This is a genomic window from Cardinium endosymbiont of Culicoides punctatus, from assembly GCF_004354815.1.
In the GTDB taxonomy this organism is placed as follows: domain Bacteria; phylum Bacteroidota; class Bacteroidia; order Cytophagales; family Amoebophilaceae; genus Cardinium.
This window is the reverse complement of the sequence record NZ_QWJI01000011.1, coordinates 1-20,903: the sequence shown is the minus strand read 5'-3', so window position 1 is coordinate 20,903 and position 20,903 is coordinate 1. Positions and strand designations below refer to the sequence as shown.

30 protein-coding genes are annotated in these 20,903 nt (G+C 36.2%); 4 read left to right on the top strand and 26 right to left on the bottom strand.

The features are described 5' to 3' along the window. Window positions 1-16: 16 nt before the first annotated feature. The 26 genes from rpsD to rplC form a co-directional block, all read right to left on the bottom strand. Window positions 17-625 (bottom strand): 30S ribosomal protein S4, encoded by a 609-nt coding sequence (rpsD, locus tag CCPUN_RS02480; protein WP_133282008.1) that lies wholly within the window; start codon window positions 623-625, stop codon window positions 17-19. 55 nt (window positions 626-680) lie between these two features. Continuing rightward, entirely contained in the window at window positions 681-1,073 is a 393-nt protein-coding gene (gene rpsK / locus CCPUN_RS02475; protein ID WP_133282007.1) for a 30S ribosomal protein S11, read from the bottom strand. A gap of 68 nt (window positions 1,074-1,141) precedes the next feature. Further along, window positions 1,142-1,519: a 30S ribosomal protein S13 gene (gene rpsM / locus CCPUN_RS02470; RefSeq protein WP_133282006.1), complete on the bottom strand. Its 378-nt coding sequence runs from the start codon at window positions 1,517-1,519 to the stop codon at window positions 1,142-1,144. A 2-nt stretch (window positions 1,520-1,521) separates the two neighbouring features. Next, window positions 1,522-1,638 (bottom strand): 50S ribosomal protein L36, encoded by a 117-nt coding sequence (rpmJ, locus tag CCPUN_RS02465; protein WP_133282005.1) that lies wholly within the window; start codon window positions 1,636-1,638, stop codon window positions 1,522-1,524. 12 nt (window positions 1,639-1,650) lie between these two features. Then, the gene (infA, locus tag CCPUN_RS02460; protein ID WP_133282004.1) at window positions 1,651-1,878 is read right to left on the bottom strand and encodes a translation initiation factor IF-1; all 228 of its coding nucleotides are present in this window, start codon (window positions 1,876-1,878) and stop codon (window positions 1,651-1,653) included. Between the two features lie 164 nt (window positions 1,879-2,042). Beyond that, a complete protein-coding gene (gene secY / locus CCPUN_RS02455; protein ID WP_133282003.1) occupies window positions 2,043-3,335 on the bottom strand; it encodes a preprotein translocase subunit SecY in 1,293 nt (430 codons plus the stop codon). Continuing rightward, window positions 3,328-3,786 carry a 50S ribosomal protein L15 gene (gene rplO, locus CCPUN_RS02450; RefSeq protein WP_133282002.1) on the bottom strand — a complete coding sequence of 153 codons (459 nt, stop codon included), beginning with the start codon at window positions 3,784-3,786 and terminating at the stop codon, window positions 3,328-3,330. The genes secY and rplO overlap by 8 nt, the downstream gene beginning before the upstream one ends. Window positions 3,787-3,794: 8 nt before the next feature. Further along, the gene (gene rpmD / locus CCPUN_RS02445) at window positions 3,795-3,974 is read right to left on the bottom strand and encodes a 50S ribosomal protein L30 (protein WP_133282001.1); all 180 of its coding nucleotides are present in this window, start codon (window positions 3,972-3,974) and stop codon (window positions 3,795-3,797) included. Between the two features lie 7 nt (window positions 3,975-3,981). Further along, window positions 3,982-4,497 (bottom strand): 30S ribosomal protein S5, encoded by a 516-nt coding sequence (gene rpsE, locus CCPUN_RS02440; RefSeq protein ID WP_165941910.1) that lies wholly within the window; start codon window positions 4,495-4,497, stop codon window positions 3,982-3,984. 5 nt (window positions 4,498-4,502) lie between these two features. After that, a complete protein-coding gene (rplR, locus tag CCPUN_RS02435) occupies window positions 4,503-4,850 on the bottom strand; it encodes a 50S ribosomal protein L18 (protein WP_420888376.1) in 348 nt (115 codons plus the stop codon). Between the two features lie 57 nt (window positions 4,851-4,907). Then, on the bottom strand, window positions 4,908-5,465 hold the full coding sequence (rplF, locus tag CCPUN_RS02430; protein WP_133281999.1) for a 50S ribosomal protein L6: 558 nt from the start codon (window positions 5,463-5,465) through the stop codon (window positions 4,908-4,910). 17 nt (window positions 5,466-5,482) lie between these two features. Next, window positions 5,483-5,887, bottom strand: coding sequence for a 30S ribosomal protein S8 (gene rpsH / locus CCPUN_RS02425; protein WP_133281998.1), 405 nt, complete (start codon window positions 5,885-5,887; stop codon window positions 5,483-5,485). Between the two features lie 66 nt (window positions 5,888-5,953). After that, a complete protein-coding gene (gene rpsN / locus CCPUN_RS02420) occupies window positions 5,954-6,223 on the bottom strand; it encodes a 30S ribosomal protein S14 (protein ID WP_133281997.1) in 270 nt (89 codons plus the stop codon). An 11-nt stretch (window positions 6,224-6,234) separates the two neighbouring features. Further along, window positions 6,235-6,789, bottom strand: coding sequence for a 50S ribosomal protein L5 (gene rplE, locus CCPUN_RS02415; RefSeq protein ID WP_133281996.1), 555 nt, complete (start codon window positions 6,787-6,789; stop codon window positions 6,235-6,237). Beyond that, window positions 6,789-7,130 carry a 50S ribosomal protein L24 gene (rplX, locus tag CCPUN_RS02410; protein ID WP_133281995.1) on the bottom strand — a complete coding sequence of 114 codons (342 nt, stop codon included), beginning with the start codon at window positions 7,128-7,130 and terminating at the stop codon, window positions 6,789-6,791. The genes rplE and rplX overlap by 1 nt, the downstream gene beginning before the upstream one ends. 5 nt (window positions 7,131-7,135) lie before the next feature. After that, on the bottom strand, window positions 7,136-7,504 hold the full coding sequence (gene rplN, locus CCPUN_RS02405; RefSeq protein ID WP_133281994.1) for a 50S ribosomal protein L14: 369 nt from the start codon (window positions 7,502-7,504) through the stop codon (window positions 7,136-7,138). Window positions 7,505-7,506: 2 nt separating this feature from the next. Further along, window positions 7,507-7,767: a 30S ribosomal protein S17 gene (rpsQ, locus tag CCPUN_RS02400; protein WP_133281993.1), complete on the bottom strand. Its 261-nt coding sequence runs from the start codon at window positions 7,765-7,767 to the stop codon at window positions 7,507-7,509. Beyond that, window positions 7,748-7,972: a 50S ribosomal protein L29 gene (gene rpmC, locus CCPUN_RS02395; RefSeq protein ID WP_133281992.1), complete on the bottom strand. Its 225-nt coding sequence runs from the start codon at window positions 7,970-7,972 to the stop codon at window positions 7,748-7,750. Before rpmC ends, rpsQ begins: the two co-directional genes overlap by 20 nt. A gap of 70 nt (window positions 7,973-8,042) precedes the next feature. Next, window positions 8,043-8,468: a 50S ribosomal protein L16 gene (gene rplP, locus CCPUN_RS02390; protein WP_133281991.1), complete on the bottom strand. Its 426-nt coding sequence runs from the start codon at window positions 8,466-8,468 to the stop codon at window positions 8,043-8,045. A 53-nt stretch (window positions 8,469-8,521) separates the two neighbouring features. Then, window positions 8,522-9,232: a 30S ribosomal protein S3 gene (gene rpsC / locus CCPUN_RS02385; protein WP_133281990.1), complete on the bottom strand. Its 711-nt coding sequence runs from the start codon at window positions 9,230-9,232 to the stop codon at window positions 8,522-8,524. 5 nt (window positions 9,233-9,237) lie between these two features. Continuing rightward, a complete protein-coding gene (gene rplV / locus CCPUN_RS02380) occupies window positions 9,238-9,642 on the bottom strand; it encodes a 50S ribosomal protein L22 (protein WP_133281989.1) in 405 nt (134 codons plus the stop codon). Between the two features lie 8 nt (window positions 9,643-9,650). Next, on the bottom strand, window positions 9,651-9,917 hold the full coding sequence (rpsS, locus tag CCPUN_RS02375; protein WP_133281988.1) for a 30S ribosomal protein S19: 267 nt from the start codon (window positions 9,915-9,917) through the stop codon (window positions 9,651-9,653). Beyond that, window positions 9,917-10,744, bottom strand: a complete 828-nt coding sequence (gene rplB / locus CCPUN_RS02370) for a 50S ribosomal protein L2 (protein ID WP_133281987.1) — start codon at window positions 10,742-10,744, stop codon at window positions 9,917-9,919. Before rplB ends, rpsS begins: the two co-directional genes overlap by 1 nt. 52 nt (window positions 10,745-10,796) lie before the next feature. After that, window positions 10,797-11,087: a 50S ribosomal protein L23 gene (gene rplW / locus CCPUN_RS02365; protein ID WP_133281986.1), complete on the bottom strand. Its 291-nt coding sequence runs from the start codon at window positions 11,085-11,087 to the stop codon at window positions 10,797-10,799. A 4-nt stretch (window positions 11,088-11,091) separates the two neighbouring features. Then, entirely contained in the window at window positions 11,092-11,718 is a 627-nt protein-coding gene (rplD, locus tag CCPUN_RS02360) for a 50S ribosomal protein L4 (protein ID WP_133281985.1), read from the bottom strand. A 2-nt stretch (window positions 11,719-11,720) separates the two neighbouring features. Next, window positions 11,721-12,353, bottom strand: coding sequence for a 50S ribosomal protein L3 (rplC, locus tag CCPUN_RS02355; RefSeq protein ID WP_133281984.1), 633 nt, complete (start codon window positions 12,351-12,353; stop codon window positions 11,721-11,723). A gap of 489 nt (window positions 12,354-12,842) precedes the next feature. Between rplC and gyrA the strand changes: the two genes are divergently transcribed. From gyrA to CCPUN_RS02335, 4 genes are all read left to right on the top strand, one after another. Continuing rightward, complete coding sequence (gene gyrA / locus CCPUN_RS02350; RefSeq protein WP_133281983.1) at window positions 12,843-15,368, top strand: DNA gyrase subunit A; 2,526 nt, start codon at window positions 12,843-12,845, stop codon at window positions 15,366-15,368. Window positions 15,369-15,548: 180 nt separating this feature from the next. Then, on the top strand, window positions 15,549-17,303 hold the full coding sequence (locus CCPUN_RS02345) for a tetratricopeptide repeat protein (protein WP_133281982.1): 1,755 nt from the start codon (window positions 15,549-15,551) through the stop codon (window positions 17,301-17,303). A 768-nt stretch (window positions 17,304-18,071) separates the two neighbouring features. After that, window positions 18,072-19,079, top strand: coding sequence for a hypothetical protein (locus CCPUN_RS02340; protein WP_133281981.1), 1,008 nt, complete (start codon window positions 18,072-18,074; stop codon window positions 19,077-19,079). Between the two features lie 322 nt (window positions 19,080-19,401). Continuing rightward, on the top strand, window positions 19,402-20,439 hold the full coding sequence (locus tag CCPUN_RS02335; RefSeq protein ID WP_133281980.1) for an ankyrin repeat domain-containing protein: 1,038 nt from the start codon (window positions 19,402-19,404) through the stop codon (window positions 20,437-20,439). The last annotated feature ends 464 nt before the right edge of the window (window positions 20,440-20,903 follow it).

Sequence of the window (20,903 nt, the reverse complement as noted above, 5' to 3'; positions counted from 1 at the left end):
AAATAAGCAACTATTGCTATTTAGAATACAACTCTACGATACTTCGTTCATTAATTTTTTCTGGTATATCAGAACGTTGAGGAAAAGCAACAAACTTCCCTACCATGGAAGAGGCATCCCACTCTAACCATTTATACTTGTTAGATGAATTATTCTCTACGTTAGTAGCAATTAAAGCCATACCTTTCCCTTTATCTGTAACGCCAATAATATCTCCAGGTTTCAAAGTATAAGAAGGAATATTTACAACCTTCCCATTAACAGTAATATGCCTATGCGATGTTATCTGGCGTGCTTCTCTTCTTGTGGAAGCAATACCAAACCTGTAAACAGCATTATCTAAGCGGGCTTCTAAACGTTGAAACATCACCTCACCAGTAATTCCCTTACTTTTAGCAGCTTTTTGAAATAAATTGTAAAATTGACGCTCTAGTAACCCATAAGTGTATTTTGCTTTCTGCTTTTCCATAGATTGAAGTGCAAATTGAGAACGACGTTTACGCCCTTTACCATGCTGTCCTGGTGGATAGTTCTTTTTTTGTAACACCTTACTAACTGACAAACCAAAGATAGGATCATTGTATCTTCTTGCAATTTTGGCTTTTGGGCCACGATATCTTGCCATATTCTATAATTCTTCTATACTATTACAACTAAATATTCTGTGTATTTTCTAACTACTATGGACGTCTACGCTTAGGTGGCCTACAGCCATTATGAGGAAGGGGCGTAACATCTCTAATAGAGGCTACTTCTACACCATTATCTTGAAGCGCACGAATTGCAGACTCTCGTCCAATACCTGCTCCTTTAACAAAAACTTCTACACGTCTTAACCCTAATTCATAGGCAACTTTCGCGCAATCTGATGCTGCCACCTGAGCAGCATATGGTGTGTTTTTTTTCGATCCTTTGAAGCCCATTTTACCAGCAGAAGACCAGCTAACCACCTGACCTGTTTCATTTGTAATCGAGATAATCAAATTGTTAAAAGTAGCCTGAATATGGGCTTGCCCATCCTTACCAATTTTAACAACTCGTTTTTTTACCTTATTTTTTCCAATATTCTTCATAACTTCTTTTTTACAGAAAAATCAAAGGGGCTATATATAATATGTGTCATGCCACCAAGACTCAACCCTTACTTAGTAGCCTTCTTTTTATTAGCAACTGTCTTAGGTTTTCCCTTACGGGTTCTGGCATTCGTTCTTGTCCGCTGTCCATGAACAGGCAACCCTAACTGATGTCTTTTGCCTCTATAAGAATTAATCTCTATAAGACGTTTAATATTTAGACGAATTTCTGATTTTAAATCACCTTCTATTTTATAGATACCAGTAATTGCAGTTCTAATAGCTTTTAGCTCGTCATCTGTCCAAGTAGACACACGACGGTCCTTGTCGATTTGTGCAGTCTTAAGAATCTTATTTGCAGAACTTCTAGCAATTCCATATATATATGTAAGCGCTATTTCACCTCTTTTATTATCTGGAATATCTACCCCCAATACTCTAGCCATATCTATCCTTGTCTTTGTTTAAATTTAGGATTTTTCTTGTTGATGATAAACAATACGCCTTTACGTCGTACAATCTTACAATCAGCACTTCTTTTTCTAACAGATGTTTTAACTTTCATAAATTAACAATTCTATTCCGTTGTTTTGTACCTATGCACTATCCTAGCTTGTGTCAAGTCATAGGGCGTCAATTCCATCCTAACACGATCTCCAGGAAGAATTTTAATATAATTCTTACGCATTTTTCCAGAAATATGGGCCCTAACAATATGCCCATTTTCTAGCATAACTTTAAATACTGCATTAGGCAACGCCTCTTGCACTACTCCACCTTGCTCAATCGGAGGTATCTTGGCCATATTAATTTCCCTAATCGTAAATCCTACTGATTATTATTTTTTTGCTTATTTGCTGCAATTCCTCTTAAAACCTAAATGGCTCTAAAATTAAAACTTACTAGATTCCTAATATAGTGAATTTATCTTTAAAATCCTCTCTATGAGCTGCAAATTTATTAAAATAATCACTTTATTCTAGCTCCTGTATTGATAATAACCTCATATCTACGCATCAAAAGATAACTTTCAATTTGTTGTAGTGTTTCTAACATAGAACTTACCATAATCAACAAAGAAGTGCCCCCATAGAATTTTGAAAAAGACAAACTCAAACCAGCCATATGCGCAAAAGCAGGAAAGATGGCAATCACTGCTAAAAAAATGGCACTTGGAAGTGTAATCCTATCTAAAATATCATCAAAGAAACGAGCAGTTGCATTTCCAGAAGTTACCCCAGGAATAAAACTATTGTTACGTTTTAGGTCTTCAGCTATCTGTACAGGATTAACGGTAATGGCTGTATAAAAAAATGTAAAAACAACAATAAGACAAGCAAATAGGATATTAAAAGGCCAACTTGTAATATCTTGTAACATTCTACTTATATTTGCTGCCCAAGCAAACTTGTCTGCCCAAATACCAACAATAAAAGAAATACAAACAATTAAAAGGTTTGCAAATATAATAGGCATAACACCTGCACTATTCAACTTAAATGGTATATATTGACGCTGACCCCCATATATAGTACTACTACTCAACTGCTTTGCATATTGAATGGGAACCTTTCGCGTAGCTTGTGTGAAAGCAACAACTACTAAAACGATCAAAAACAAGAAGAAAAGCTCAAACACAAATAAAAGGATACCTCTACTTCCTCGATGTACTGCTTCTTGATACAAAGCAGCTGGAAAAGCAGACACAATGCTAACCATGATTAACATGGTAACACCATTGCCAATGCCTTTATCCGTAATTTTTTCTCCTAACCACATACAAAAAACAGTACCTGCAGTTAAAATAACAATAGACATAGCCATGAAGAAAGGCTTATCTATTGAAACGCTATTATTACTGGTAGTAACTAATAAATACTGAAAAGATTGAAAAATTGCAATAAAAATAGTTAAAATCCGAGAAATCCGAGCGATTTTACGTTTACCAGCTTCTCCTTCACGTTGTATTTTTTGTATTTTAGGCCAAGCAATAGACAAAAGTTGCATGATAATAGATGCCGAAATATAAGGGGCAACACCAAGAGCAAAAACAGAAGCGTTGCTAAAGGAACCACCTAAAAAGCTATCTAATAATCCAAGTATTCCCTTTACCCTACCAGATACTTGTGTCATATCTATACCTGGTAAAACAATAGTGGCTCCGGCACGGAATAGCAACAAAAACAATAAGGTATTTCCGATGCGTACCCTAAGCTCCTTTATCAGGAATATATCTTTAATGGTTCTAAATAACTTACTCATATATAGGAAGTATAATCACTGTTCCACCAAGATTTTGAATAGCCTGCATGGCAGAAGCGGAACAACGATGTGCAGCAACAGAAAGTTTAATATTTAGTTGACCACCACCTAAAATTTTGTATTTCCCGTTTTTACCAATCACCCTATGCTGCCTTAAAAAATGAGCATCTATAGAAGAAACGTTATGTTTTTCAGCTAAGGCCTGTAATACATTAAGGTTTAGTGGAGTAAACTCAATCCTGCTAGGACATTTAAATCCATACATTGGAAGTCTTCTTTGCAATGGTTGCTGTCCTCCTTCAAAGCCAATTTTTCTTTTATATCCAGATCTAGACTGGGCACCATTATAACCACGTGTAGCTGTTCCTCCTTTACCGGATCCTTGTCCTCTACCAACTCGTTTTTTATTTTTTAAGGAACCTATTGCCGGTTTAAGCGTATGTAATTCCATAACTATAATTATATGTTTTCTGTAACAACCAAGTGATTGATTTTCTTAATCATACCCAATATCTGAGGGGTAGTTTTATGCGAAACACTCTTATGCATACGACCTAATCCAAGTGCCTTCATGGTATCTTTTTGACATTTAGGCCGTTTGATTAAACTACGAATCTGAGTAATTTTTATTTTTTCCATAATAAAATTATCCATTAAAAACTTTCTCTAAAGAAATACCTCGTTGTTTAGCAATAGTTAAAGGATCTCGCAATTGAAGCAATGCTTTGAACGTAGCCTTTACAACATTATGTGGATTTGAAGAGCCCTGTGACTTAGATAGAACATTCTTAATACCAGCACTTTCTAAAACAATACGCACACCACCACCTGCAATAACACCGGTACCAGAGGCAGCAGGCCTAATAAGTACATTACCTCCACCATATTTGCCAACTGCATCATGTGGAATGGTTTCACGTAAAATAGGGACCTTTATAAGATTGCGCTTTGCTTCTTCCACTCCTTTAGCAATGGCATCTGTTAATTCTTTTGCCTTACCAAGTCCGTAACCAACTACGCCATCACCATTTCCAACTACGACAACTGCCGCAGAACTAAAACTACGGCCTCCTTCGACAACCTTTGTAACACGATTAATAGCAACTACCCTTTCTTCAAGATTATAATCACTGGCTTTAAGCCTTTTGCTACCTGATATCATATCAACTAAAATTTAAGACCTTGTTCTCTTGCACCTTCTGCTAATGCTTTAACTTTTCCATGATAAAGATATCCAGAACGGTCAAATACAACTGTTGTTATACCTTTTGCTATTGCCTGATTGGCTATATCCTTTCCTAATTCTAATGCGCCAGAAAGATTATTTTTGTATTTTTTTAGCTCACGTAAAGAAGAGGAAACAAGTGTTTCACCTTTTTCATCATTAATAAGCTGGGCATACATAGATGTATTGCTTTTAAAAACACAAAGCCGGGGTCTTTCTAGACTTCCATGTAGAGATCCCCTAATTCTTCTTCTCACCTTGGTTCTTCTTTCCGCTTTTTTACTTTTCACTTTCATCTTATCTAAATATCTAACAAGTACCAAATAATCCAAAACAAGATATACAAGCTACTTCTTGGTGGATTTACCAACCTTACGTCGAATTTTCTCACCTAAAAATCTAATACCCTTACCTTTATAGGGTTCCACTTTTCTTAGGGAACGAATTTTAGCAGAAATTTGACCGAGTAATTGATAATCAATACACTCCAAATGAATTAAAGGGCTTTGTCCCTTAGGCAGCTCTGTCACTGCTGTTATTTCCTTTGGCAGGACAAAAACAATATCATGAGAATAACCAAGACTTAACTCAAGCATTTGCCCTTGTATATTGGCTTTATAACCAACTCCAACTAATTCCAAAGTGCGGTTAAAGCCCAGACTTACGCCGGTAACCATATTTTGTATCAATGCTCTATAAAGACCATGGAGGGCTTTACTTTTTTTTGTACCTTCTTCATTCGGAATAACTTGTACTACTCCTTCTGTTACTTGCACCTGAATGGTGGGATCAACACGTTGTTGCAAAACACCTTTAGCTCCTTGTACTTGTACAATACCTTCATCTATTGTTTCTACAACAACACCTTGTGGTAAATTAATTGGGAGCTTTCCTATCCTTGACATTTTTCCTAATTTAAATTTTAGTAAACATAACAGAGCACTTCACCACCAACGTTCATTTTTCGGGCTTCTTTATCCGTCATAATACCCTTTGAGGTGGACAATATAGCAATACCCAATCCATTAATCACACTAGGCATAGTAGCAACAGTGGAATACTTACGTAACCCTGGCTTACTTACACGCTTTAATTTTACAATTGCAGGCTCTTTTGTAAAGCTATTATACTTAAGTGCAATTTTAATGGTTGACTGAACATCATCTTTTTTAGAACAAACCTTATATCCTCGGATATAGCCCTGCTCTTGTAACACTTCTGTCAACTGTTTCTTCATCTTTGAAGCAGGAATTTCTACAATTCTATGCTTAGCTAAGACGGCGTTTCTGATTCTAGTAAGATAATCAGCTATTGGATCTGTAGTCATAATGCTTATATTAACAAATAAGGATACATAAAAACGGGATTACAAATTTACAACAGATTTAAATAATTACCAACTGGCTTTCCGTATGCCTGGTAATTTTCCTGCTAAAGCCCATTGTCTAAATACAATTCTAGAAATACCAAATTTTCGAATATATCCACGCCCTCTACCTGTTATATTACACCTATTACGCAATCTAACAGGAGACGCATTTTTAGGCAATTTATCTAATGCGACATAGTCTCCTTGGGCTTTTAAAGCAGCTCTTTTAGTAGCATATTTCTGTACCAGAAGCCTTCTTTTTTTATCTCTTGCCTTGACTGATTCTTTTGCCATAACCTTTTAATTTAATCTTGCCCGATGTTAAAGGGCATCCCCAATGCCTTCAAGAGTTGAAGGGCCTCGTCATTATTTTTCGCATTGGTAACAAAAGTCATATTCATTCCAATCATTTTCATAACTTTATCAATGCTCACCTCGGGAAAAATAATCTGTTCTCTAATGCCTAAGTTATAGTTACCATTCCGATCGAATCCAGTAATAGATAATCCCCAAAAATTTCTAATCCGAGGTAATGCAATAGAAACCAATCGATCGAGAAATTCATACATAATTTTTCCTCGGAGGGTAACCTTAACACCTATGGGCATACCTACTCTAAGCTTAAAATTAGAAACGGACTTTGTTGCACGCGTAGGTACAGCCTTTTGTCCAGCAATAGCGGTTAACTCTTCTAGACCAAGTTCTATCAACTTTTTATTAGAGACACCATCACCAAGTCCTTGATTGATACATATTTTTTCTAATCTAGGAACTTGCATTACAGATTTACATCCAAGTTCTTTTTTTAGATAAGGAATGATCTCTGCGAAATATTTTTCTTGTAATCTTGGCTTAACCATTATTTTATAAAATTTCCAGTTTTTTTAGCATACCTCTGTAGCCTTCCTTCTTCATTAAGCTTGCGTCCCACACGAGTAGCTTGCCCTGTATCTGCAACCACGAACATAAGATTACTGATATGAATAGGTGCTTCTTTTTTTTCAATAGCCCCCTTAGGGTTTTCGGCAGATGGCTTTATATGTTTAGATATCATATTCATACCCTTAACAAGGGCCCGATATTCTTTAGGAAACACTTTGAGCACTACACCTTGCTCATTCTTATGTTTACCAGCTAAAACTTTTACCAGATCTCCCCTTCGAATATGAATTTTAGAACTTTTTTTTATCGTTTTTTGCATATTTTTTATAAAACTTCATCAGCTAGAGATGCTATTTTCATAAACTTCCTATCACGAACTTCTCTAGCAACAGGTCCAAAAACGCCTGTACCCTTAGGCTCATTGTTATTCTCTATTAGGACAATCGCATTGTCTTCAAAACGAATATAAGAACCATCTTTGCGTCTTGTTTCCTTGCAAGTACGAACTACAACAGCTTTAGAAATAGTCCCTTTTTTAAGGCTACTAGAGGGATTAGCCGTTTTTACTGTTACTACAATCTTATCTCCCACATAGGCATAACGCTTACGCGTACCTCCGAGAACACGGATACACAGGGCTGTCTTAGCGCCACTATTATCCGCTACTTTTAGTATTGATTCCTGTTGTATCATTTTTATTTAGCTCTTTCTATGATTTCAACCAATCGCCATCTCTTTTTTCTGCTTAGAGGACGTGTCTCCATAATTCTCACCACATCACCAATGCCGCAAGCATTTTCCTCGTCATGAGCCATAAACTTAGTAGTAGTCTTTAAAAACTTACCATACACAGGATGTATCGCTCTATAGTCGACCATAACGGTTACCGTTTTATCAGACTTATTACTTGTCACCTTTCCTACTTTTTCTTTTCTTCTATTTCTCAGCATAGCCATACATTTCTGATTGTTTTCTAAACTCGTACGTTTTCTGAGCCATTTTCAATCGTGCAATACCCCTTCTCGTTTCCCTTATTTTCATAGGATTTTCTATAGGAGAAACTTTATGGGCAAATTTTAACTTAACTAAATAATCTAATTTTTCCCTTAGTTTAATGTTTATTTCTTCTGGAGAAAGCAACTGCACTTCTTTATATTTCATTTTCAATACTTATTGAATCATCGGTGTTGATAGTAAAAGATCCTAATTAAAAAAATCCAAAACAGGTGCACTATACTGCCGCATCATAATCTCTACGAACTACAAAACTTGTTTTAATAGGCAATTTATGTGTAGCGAGACGCATAGCACGCTCTGCTACTTCTTTAGGAACGCCATCTAACTCAAAAATAATTTTACCAGGCTTAACAACTGCCACAAAGGAATCTGGAGATCCCTTACCCTTACCCATCCTAACCTCTGCAGGTTTCTTTGTAAGGGGTTTATCAGGAAATATCCTAATCCAAACTTGCCCTTGACGTTTCATTTCTCTCGTAATAGCGATACGAGTAGCCTCAATCTGTCGAGCTGTAATATATGAGGGCTCTAAAGCTTTTAAGCCAAAGGTTCCAAATTCTAACAGATTTCCCCTCATGGAGAGACCTTTTATTCTTCCTTTTTGCGTTTTTCTATAACGGACTCTTTTTGGTTGTAACATCTTAGTTATTCAATGCAAAAGTTAATATTCGGCATGGGGAAGTTATTTAAGTATTACCTACCCCGAGAACGAAAATAAGGTTTTTCTGATGGTTTATAAGCCTTATCTAATTTATCTACAGCACGTTTTTCATGTACAGAAGAGGTATCTCCTCTAGAAATCCACACCTTAATGCCTATGGCACCATAAATAGTATGTGACTCTACAGCAGCATAGCTTATATCATTACGCAATGTACTAAGCGGAACTGCTTCTTCTCTAAATTGTTCGGCCCTAGCCATCTCAGCACCATCTAACCTTCCAGACACTTTTATTTTAATACCTTGTGCACCAGCACGCATCACAGATGCGATCAATTGTTTAACAACCCTTTTATAGGGCATTCGAGCTCTAAGTTGCTGTGCAATTTGTGAGGCTATCAACTTGGCTTCTAGATCTGGCTTTTTTACTTCAAGTATGTTAATTTCGATATCTTTTCCAGTAAGTTTTTTTATCTCTCCCTTTAATTTATCGACCTCTGCTCCAGATTTTCCAATAACGATACCTGGACGTGCGGTTTGAATGGTAATGGTCATTTTTTTACCTGCACGTTCAATCAAAATCTTAGAAACACTTGCTTTTGCCATCCTAGTACGCAAATAGGAACGGATTTTTTCATCCTCCATTAATTTTTCTGCATAGGATTTTTTTGATGCAAACCAATTAGAGTCTGATTTTAGAATAAATCCAATTCTAAAGCCGATAGGATTAACTTTTTGACCCATGATAATTATTCTTCTATAGTGTTCTTATGTTTTTCATCTGGAATAGCCTGATATACTGCATCAGGAGTATGTACTATACCATCTACCACAATGGTAACATGACTAGATCTTTTCCTTATCCTATGTGCAACACCTCTTGATGCTGGCATAATTCTCTTTAACATTCCTGCTCTATCTACGGTTATGTTTTTTATAAACATATCGGTATTTTCTAACGCATCCTCATTACAATTCTGCCAATTTGCCATAGCAGAAAGTAACAATTTTCTTAGGGGGACAACGGACTGCCCTTGTTTATTTTGTAATATAGCCAATGCTGTAGCTACAGTTTTACCCCTAACAAGCGTAGCTAATAAGCTAATCTTACGTGCAGATATAGATAAATTCCTTAACCTTGCTATTGCCTCCATAATTCAAACTATCTTTTTTTAGATGTATGCCCCTTAAACGTTCTTGTTAAGGAAAACTCACCCAATTTATGACCTACCATCGACTCTGTAACAAAAACAGGAATAAATTTATTTCCATTATGCACGGCAAAAGTATGACCTACAAAATCGGGGGTAATCGTTGATCTCCTCGACCAAGTCTTAACTACTGTTTTTTTCCCAGATTCATTTAGCACATCTATTTTACTTTGTAAATGATGCTCCACATATGCACCCTTTTTTATGGATCTACTCATTACTTTTTCTTTTTACTAATTATCAGTCTAGCAGAATATTTATTACGATCTCTCGTCTTTTTACCTTTTGCGTATAGCCCCTTAAATGACCTAGGATGTCCCCCAGAGGCTTTACCTTCACCACCGCCCATTGGATGATCAACAGGGTTCATGGCAACGGCTCGTACACGTGGCCTCTTGCCTAACCAACGATTTCTTCCTGCTTTTGCAATCGTAACATTGTTATGGTCACTATTGGAAACAGATCCAATCGTTGCCATGCAAGTATCTAAAACCAAACGTCTTTCACCAGAAGGTAATTTAATGGTAACATATTTCCCACTTTTTGAAAGCAGCTGGGCATATGACCCAGCACTCCTAGCTAATGCAGCACCACGACTAGGGGCTAACTCAATGTTGTGAATAATGGTACCAAGTGGAATATTTTTCATTTCCAGCGCATTGCCTAAATCTATCGAGGCATTAGGACCTGCTACAACTTTTGCTCCAACTTTAATACCTTCTGGAGCTATGATATAAGCTTTTTCTCCATCTACGTAATGCAATAATGCTATATATGCAGTACGCATTGGATCATACTCAATAGAGTTAACAAAAGCAGGAACATCAAATTTTCTTCGCTTAAAATCAATAAGGCGTGCACGTCTTTTGTGCCCCCCTCCCCTATGAGGAACGGTCATCCTACCACGATTATTTCGACCACCTGTACTTTTAGTTTTTACTAATAGTGACTTCTCTGGCTTACTGGATGTAATAACAGTAGAGAAATCAGGCGCTGTTCTAAAACGCTGACTGGGGGTGATTGGATTAAGTTTTTTCAATGGCATAACTACTCTCTAAAATCAACTACAACTCTAAATTAAACACTCAACAAAGTGGTTAGATATTGCTAAAAAAATCTATGACATCTCCTGACTTCAAAGTTACGAGCACTTTTTTATACGAAGGTCGCTTCCCTTTTATTACTACGCCTGCTTTTGCATATTTGGCTCTTTTTTTACCAGCATAGCGCATGGTATTAATTTTTTTTACAGTGACGCTATAAAAACGCTCAACTTCTTTTTTTATCTCATTTTTATTGGCACGATCATCAACAATTAGGCCATAAACACCTTGTTTATTAAGTGATGATACTTTTTCTGTTACCAATGGTTTTTTAAAGATACTCATTCTGTTATGTCAGTTTTTTTACCATGGGCTCTATGGCACTTTCAACAATCAAAAGTCTTTTTGCATTCAATAGATCATACGTACTAACGTGATCCACACAAAGCACCTTTGCTTTCTTTATATTTCTACTAGAAAGTACAATATTTATATCTGTGTTAGGTAAAATCAACAAAGTTTTTTCATCCAGAAAAGACAAACTACGCAACATTTCCATATAGGTTTTTGTCTTTACTGCTGCAAAAGTGAAAGGCTCTAAAACAGATATATTATTTTCCTTAGCCTTATAGGTTAGCACAGATTTCCTTGCTAGCTTTTTTACTTTTTGATTTAATTTAAAACCATAATCTCTTGGCTTAGGACCAAAGATTCTACCCCCCCCTCTAAATATGGGTGACTTTATATCACCAGCCCTAGCGGTACCTGTACCTTTTTGTTTTTTAATTTTCCTTCTGGAACCACTGACTTCACTACGTTCCTTTGATTTATGCGTTCCTTGACGTCGATTAGCTAAAATCGATCGTACATCTAGATAAACAGCATGATCATTTGGGGTAATACAAAAAACTTTCTCTGGCAACAAAACCGATCGACCTGTCTCCTCCCCTGTATATTTTAATACCGATACGTTCATTTTTACTTCTCCAAAATTACATAAGAATTATTCGCACCAGGAACTGCTCCACAGAGTACAATAACATTTTTCTCTGGTAATACATACATCACTTGCAAGTTGGCAACCTTTACCCTTTTACCACCGGTTCTACCTGCCATGCGCATACCTTTAAACACACGAGATGGAAAAGAACAGGCTCCAACAGAACCTGGAGCTCGCTCGCGGTTATGCTGACCATGTGAACGGCCTCCAACTCCACTAAAACCGTGTCGCTTGACAACACCCTGAAATCCCTTTCCTTTGGATGTTCCAACAACATCAACAAACTCACCCTCAGAAAAAACATTTTCTACGCGAATGACTTGCCCCAAAGCAACTTCTTGAAGAGAAGATTCATCATCAGATCTGAATTCAACTAGTTTTCGCTTGGGAGCAGTGGAAGCTTTGGAAAAGTGGCCCATAAGAGGCTTAGTAGTGTTTTTTTCTTTTTTATCGTCATAGGACAATTGAATAGCAGTATACCCATCCACAGACATGGTCTTAAGCTGCGTAACAACACAAGGCCCCCCTTGAATTACTGTACAGGCTTTTTTATGGCCTTTGCTATCGTAAAGACTAGTCATTCCAATCTTTTTTCCTATGATTCCAATCATAACTTCTTTATAATACAACTTTATCAATGTCAACCAAGCTCGCTCCAAAACTTATCTAGTAAAAACTAGGAAGGATACACAGCAAGAGGACAAAGTTAAGAAAAAATACAAACCAGATCAAGTAGGGTTTGCACAAACCAACAAAAATGCGAATAAAGGAAACATCTTATATACAAAAATGCAAAGCAAACCCCTATCACTCACCCTTGAACCCTCAGCGCACAACTTAAAACAGTGTTACAAATTTCACTGGAACTAAGTAATTCAAATATAATAAAATTCACGCATTAAAGAAAAACTTATTGTCCATTATCTATATTATTCTTTTCTTATGCATTGACATCATAACCTCTTACCAGACACAAAGCCTTAATGGCCTCCACATCTTATACAAAAGATGCTATTTTTTAGTCTTTTTCCTATTTTATTCGTATTATAGTCTATTAAAAAATATAATCATTAACACTATTACTTATAGATTCAATACGCATGGATCGTATCATACCAATTAACATAGAAGATGAAATGCGCAATGCCTACATAGATTACTCTATGTCTGTTATTGTTGCCAGAGCCCTACCTGATGTCCGAGATGGACTGAAACCTGTACATCGCAGGGTACTATATGGTATGTATGAACTTGGCCTAAGCCACAACAAGGCCTACAAGAAGTCTGCAAGAATTGTTGGAGAGGTATTGGGAAAATACCACCCTCATGGAGATAGTTCTGTCTATGATGCCATGGTCCGCATGGCACAAAGTTGGTCCCTTCGTTATCCTTTAGTAGAAGGTCAGGGAAACTTTGGATCTGTTGACGGTGATGCTCCTGCAGCCATGCGTTATACCGAAGCGCGTTTGGTTAAGGTTGCAGAAGAACTTATCAAAGAGCTAAATAAGGATACAGTTGATTTTCAAACAAATTTTGATGGTTCTCTACAAGAGCCTATCGTATTACCAGCCAAACTTCCCAACTTACTTTTAAATGGCTCTTCTGGTATTGCAGTGGGAATGGCTACGAATATGGCTCCCCATAATCTCGGGGAGACGTTGGATGCCATTATTGCCTATATCGATAATAATGAGATCACCATCTCTGAAATTATGGAGCATATGATTGCACCGGACTTTCCTACTGGAGGTATTATCTATGGATATAGCGGCGTAAAGGAAGCATTTGAAACGGGTAGAGGACGTATTATATTGCGAGGTAAAGCAACCATTGAAGTAACAGGGAATAATAAAGAGCAAATAATCGTAACGGAAATACCCTATCAGGTCAACAAAGCGTCCATGATAGAAAGGACCGCTCAGCTCATTAATGACAAAAAGATAGAGGGTATTGCTGACATCCGAGATGAGTCGGATAAAGAAGGGATGCGCATTGTATATGAACTTAAGCGCGATGCGGTAGCCAATGTAGTCCTCAATAACTTATATAAACAAACGCAGCTTCAGAACTCCTTTAGCGTTAATAACGTAGCCTTAGTAGGTGGAAGACCTAAAATACTTAACGTCAAAGAATTAATCGGTCACTTTGTTGACCATAGGCATGAGGTATTGGTAAGAAAGACTTCTTTCGATTTAGAACAGGCTAAAAAAAGAATACACCTTTTAGAAGGTTACCTTATTGCATTAGACAATTTAGATAAAGTTATTACATTAATTCGAAGTTCAAAAGATCCAGAAGTAGCTAAACAGGAATTGATCATAACCTTTGGGCTTAGTGAAATTCAGGCAAAAGCAATTCTAGAAATGCGCTTGCAAAGACTTACTGGCTTAGAACGGACTAAAGTCATTGAAGAACATGCTCAAGTAAAAAAACTCATCGAATATCTCTCAGAAATATTAGCTGATAAAATGCTCCGCATGCAACTCATCAAGGAAGAGTTAGCAGAACTCAAGGAACGTTATGCTGATGCACGCAAAACAGCCATAGAGTATCATTCTGATGAGTTTACTATGGAAGATATGATTCCTGATACAGAAATGGTTATCATGATCTCCAACCAAGGCTATATCAAAAGAACACCGCTATCTGAATACCGTGTACAGGGTAGAGGGGGTATTGGAGCCAAAGGAGTCTCTACCAAAAAAGATGACTTTTCCGAACATTTGTTTATAGCGACTACACACCAATATTTATTGATATTTACAGAATATGGGAAAATATATTGGTTAAAAGTCTATAACATACCAGAAACTAAAAAGGCAACGCAAGGTAAAGCCATCCAGAATTTAATTAATATAGCTCCTGGTGATCAGGTACGCAGTATTATCCAAGTTCGAGACTTAAAAAACGCAGACTACGTGGATAATCACTATGTGATGATGTGTACCAGACAGGGAGTTATCAAAAAGACCCCACTCCGTGCGTATGCTACGCCACGAGCAAATGGTATACATGCCATCGTCATTCGAGAAGGAGACTGTCTCTTAGATGTTCAATTAACCAGTGGTAGCAACTACATTGTATTGGCACTGGAATCAGGTAGAGCCATTCATTTTAATGAACAAGATGTTAGACCTATGGGACGTGTTTCCTCTGGTGTCCGGGGTATAACCCTTGTACATGAGCAAGATCGTGTTATTGGAATGGCTAGCTTTCCCACACCAGATTGGGATTTATTGGTCGTTTCTGAACATGGTTATGGCAAAAGATCATCTATAGATGACTATCGAATTACCAAAAGAGGAGGTAAAGGCATAAAGACCATTCATATTACAGAAAAAACTGGAAAACTAGTAGCCATTCATGCGGTAAAAGACCAAGATGAATTAATGATCACAAATCAATCTGGAGTTACCATTCGCATAGAAGTAGGTGAGTTACCAATTATAGGCAGAACAACGCAAGGTGTACGAATTATTCGCCTAGGCCCAGATGATAAAATTGCCTCTGTAGCTAAGATAGATGTTTTAGATCAAGAGGCAAAAAGTGAAGATGATGCAGTAATCAATAAAGCATCTCAAGAAGAAAATGTTCTTGAAGAGGGGGAGGAAATTTATAACAATTAACAATCAAACAAACAAAATATAATTATGTCCATACGCAAAGAAACAAAAGAGCACCTATTAAGGTTAAAGTATAACTTAGACTATGATGAAGAACTAGACGAAGAAGATCTAGATGAAGAAGATGCCTTTGATGAATAGGCACAAGTTCATTTTACATAGTTAGTTGAGCTGAGTGGAGCGATGAACAAAAAAAATATTCAAAAGTTGTTTTTTTTTCTGGTAATGGGGCTAGTACCATTACAGATTTTTGCTATACCAAAAGCTATAGAACAAATTATTCGAACTTTTGAAGGCAAAAACTCAAAAAAACAACAAACTGGTTCATCCTCCACTCTTGCTGATCCATCTTCCAAGCCAAAGGAAAAAAAGGATACCCCTCCCCCACTACCTCCCGATACAGCAGCATTAAACGACGAACACACAACTGCTACCAGTCCAACGGAACAAGACACTACAACGGAGAAAGGTACTACACATAAAGATGGAGGAGAAAAAAACACAGAAACAGATAGAGAAGAAACAAACAAGGATAGTACACCTACGATTTCCAACGCCGAGCAAGCGCAACTTGCTATAGATGAAGCGATTAAAGATCGCAAACTTGTTACACACCCTGCAACCTGGTATTATAGAGGTGTCATTTACCACAAACTGTTAAAGGATCATATAACTTCAGAAAAAGCTGCGGCTTTATTGGATGAAACGCTGGCCTCCTATACAAGGACAACGGAACTATGCCCACCAAACACACAATTTCATAGCTTTGCACAAAATAATATAGCATCTCTATGGAGTTATTACTTAGACCGAGGCATTCGCTACCATAAACAAGAAAATTTTGATCAAGCAGTGGCGCAATTTGCCATCTGTCAACGAATTTTGCCAAAAGATCCCACTCCAGTCTTATATACAGCTATTGTTTATCATAGCAATAACCAAGCAGAAGAAGCACTACAAAATTATGAAACCTATCTGCAAGCTACAGAACCACAAGTTGCTATTTTTCGTGCTATGGCCAATATTCAATACTTTCAATTGCAAAAGTTTGACGAAGCCATATCCTTATTGAATAAGGCTATTACACAATTCCCTTACCATAATGAGCTTTTGGAAGAAAAGTTCTTAATATACAAGGCAGCCAATCAAATAGCCCTATATGAAACGGCCTTGTTAGAGGCTATTTCAGCATTGGAAGCAGATCACACGATGTATGAATATGCTTATTTGCAGGAAAATCAAGGATTAATAGAAAGGGCGATTCCCTATTACGAATGTATATTAGCAAAGATGCCTAATCATTATAACACCTTACGACAACTGGGGTTTATATGCTATAACGAAACCATAAAGACACATGCACATGCACCACAGGTAGAAAAGCAAAAAGAAGAGACTGAAACGGATGCTATATATGACTTTAATAAGTTAATCTATGTAACCGCTAAGTACCAGCTGAACACTCCTTTTATACACACTTTATATCCAATAGCACCAAACATGATCCCTCTCTTGAACCAAAGTATAGATCATGCAGAAAGGAGATTTTTTGTCAATAGCAAATTTTTGATACATAATTATCAAAGCACTAACAATGGCTGGAGCCTAAGTATGAGTGACCTTATAAAAAGTGGAAATATTCCTAACACAAGTCTAATATATTGGCATACTACCAAAAGAATTGCAGCCGAATTGCTACGAAGTGGCCAAAAACAGACTATATCTAAACTAGAGAAGTATCTAAAAGATGCTTTATATTACTTACACAAGGCGCACAAGCAGGATAAAAAAGACAAAGATGTTGCAAATGCTTTGTATTACATCTATGTCTACTTAAAAAAATATGGATCTGCGAACCGTTTATCACGGGCTATGGAGAGAAGGAAACAATCCATAGGAGATGATCCATTTTATATTAAAAATACGGATAATACATAAAAGTAGACCTAATTCCAGTAAATAGCTATAAAAATTTACGTTTATGCCATTAAGAGCAAATCCTGCGGTGACACTTTTTTAATCTTTTCGAATTGCAAATTTTATCTCAATTTGTTATATTAGCGAGAGAAGGCCCCATTTTCTTTAGTGATTGATACACACAAGTTCCTACACATAATTCTGTTAAGGAATGGGCCATGTATGCATGGTGTTTCACAAAATAATTTGAGCTAAGGTTTAGTGCAAAGGATGTGTATAATACACACTTTTGTTGTAGTAAAAGGGTTGGGATAGGCTCAGCAGTTTTTTTAGACATGCTGTTGCGTGGAATATATGCCTTCACAGAAGGTATTACGTTTTTTTACATTTAATTTTTATAAAATCATGAAATATCCCACATTCCGCACCTTTTTTTAGATTCTTATTAATTAAATTAAGATCAATTGATAACATCAAAACTATTTAATATTACTTCAAAAACAACATTTTGTAGAATATATTGTTTAATGAAACACTCATTTCATAATGAATGATTAGGTTTGCTTCCTTATTATACTAAATAAAAAGTTACCATACAATAGTAAAGCAAAAAATTATTACTAATTAGTAGTTTCTAAAACTTATACTCTGTACAAAGTTTTACTTTGGCTATGAAAGTATATTACTATACAATTATAAAAATTATTAGTAATCAATTATAAAATAATTGTAAGATTTGCATTTTTTGGTGCGGAATGTGGGAAATATCATAACAAAATAATGCATTATATGCATAGATCTATCTTATGGACGACCCTATTTTACGCTTTGGGCGCTTGTAGCCAAAAGCGCGTTTCCCAAAATATCAGATTAGATAAAGCGCTTACAGCAGGATGTGCACTTTCAGCACCACTTATCAGCCATGGAATGGCTATACCATCCAATAACACAGTCCCATTTAATGGCTCTTCTATTGACCTGAATGATCCGAATAGTTTGAATAACACATTTATTCCTATGATTATAGAAGTAAAAAACACTACTAAATCATTAGAGGATCTAAATCCCGATGACATCAAGGTGTATTTTCCAGAAATACATGAAATACAAGCTACATCTCATGGAGCTATTGATTTCCAGCAACTCAAAGTGATTACAGCTCAGGATGATGATCCTATAGTAACGCCTATAGAGCCACCTACAAGCAAGGTGCTACCCATAGCTGGCATAACGTTTACCCAAAAAGCTGCTATAAACCTTTTGGGGTTTATATCGAAACGCTGTAATGCTGGTAAAAGAAAGCAAGATACATATAGTGAAGACTGTGGTGCACATATTGCTTTAGCTAAAGGTGGTATTTATATAGTTTTAATGTCTGTTGCTTATTATATTGAATTAAACGAAGGCTTTAACCGTCCAGATTTACTGACCCTATGGGCCAATGGAGGAGTAAGCTTGTTCTCACTTGGTGGAAATATGTGTAGAAGTAAGAAAAAGCAGGGTGCTATAGTTGAAGCTGGATTAAGTGCTTGTTTGAATACAATTCCAGCTATTGTTGTTACCAGTATTTCTCCTAATGAACATTATAATACAAAAATTATGACTGCTTGGATGGGAACAGCTGACTTAGCTTTAGCGACTGTATGTCGATTATGGAGGGTTACTTATAGTAGTAGTAGTGATGATACACACTCCTGGCCATACCAAAAATCTATGTTAATTAAAGGTACTATTTTTACAATAGCATCTGGAACGATTGCTATATTGGTGACCGTGGATAAGATGCCTGGTGTGTAACATAATTACTATGTTCAAAACAGTAGTATAAAACCAAACGGGTTGCAAAATAAGTGGTATAGCAAATTCTATACAAATAGCAGCAGCTTATTTTGCAACCCGTTTTTTCATATATCCCATCAAGCCATTATGTCCCCCCTATTGCATATTTGATATAAGTTCCTTACATTTTTAATAAGGCACCAGAGCCATTCCTTTGCTGGTGATTACAATAAATCACACGCATCGTAAAGACTACGAGTTCTTAAAAAGAATAAATTTTTAATCAGAAGATTATATTAAACAAATATACTGATATTCAATTACTTAACATATTTAATCTATGAAATACATTTACAAAATCGTTACCTTTTTAGCAATGGTATGGGTTACTACGGGCATAAGTAAGTGCACAAGCATTGCGCACCGTGCAAAAAAGATACCAGCTAAAATGCATAATATACTGGAGCAAAAACAGATTATATCTGACTTGAAAAAGGCTATCAAAGAGGGAGATGAACTAAAAGTAGAAGCGTTGTTTAAAAAACATAAAATAGATCCTAATCTACAAACAAGCGTATTATTCTTAAATGGTATATATGGTATGATCCATCCCTTGTATATGACTATTTTATATAGAACAAAAACAAAAAATTCAGAAAAGAAAGAGGGATACCTAAAGATTATTAAATTTTTATTAAAGAATAAAGCTGATCCTAGTTTAGCTGTGAAGAACCCTCCAGGTTCTTTTATCGAATATCCTTTAACCTTAGCAACGTGGAAAAAAGATGTTCCAGTAGTACAATTACTACTTGATCATGGAGCAAATGTCAATCAATTAGATATTAACTATGACGATAATTCACCTGATTACGATGGAGCGCTCCATGCAGCTATGAAGAATGGTGATATGGATATTCTTAATATTCTTTTAAAAAATCCAAATATAGATGTTAATCTACCTGCGAGCAGAGGCATGTTACCATTACAAGCAGGTATATATGGTTATAAATATGGACCTAAAGGTAATCAAATAGAAGCAGTAAAGTTACTGTTAGCAAACCCAAAAACTGAAATCAATAAAGAAGATAGAAATAATAAAAACGCTTCACTTAATGTAGCAGTTGATTTTGGTTGTATAGAAATTGTAGAATCACTAGTAAAAAAGGAAGGCATAGATATGGAACATAAAGGCTTTTGTAACCGTACGCCACTTGGCCAGGCAGTGCATAACGGCAACGTGGAAATCGTAAAGTTATTGTTAAAACATGGAGCCAATCCAAAAGCTATTTCAATAAAAAATGCATTATTGTCAAAACTAGGTTTTGGGAAACATAAAGAAATCAAAAAGCTTTTAAAGGAAGCAAAGCAAAATAGTTAATTTTACTTTGATAAACAGAATAATGCTATACAAAGCATAGCATATATATAAACAGATACACGTCCCTCAAGAAAAATACGTGAGAAAAATCTAAGCAAAAAATTCGATCAAAGACAGATATTTCCTTTTGAGCTCCATAGGAGCGTTTTTTATCTGGATTCGAATTTTTGTGCAGATTTTTAGCATTTTTCTTTTGGGACAAAAGGGATTTTTTGCTTACTTTTTTGGCCCTCAAAAAAGTAAGGACCCGCTGGCAAGCGGTTTACAACAAAGCAGGTACCAATGTAGCAATTAGATTGCTTATTTGATATAAGTTCCTTACATTTTTAATAAGGCACCAGAGTCATTCCTTTGCTGGTGATTACAATCAGGACTTTCGCAAAGTATTGAATAATTGATATTTTTGTAGTTATAGTTACTAACTTCAAATTATTGTACTCAACGATGAAAGTTACTACGCAACT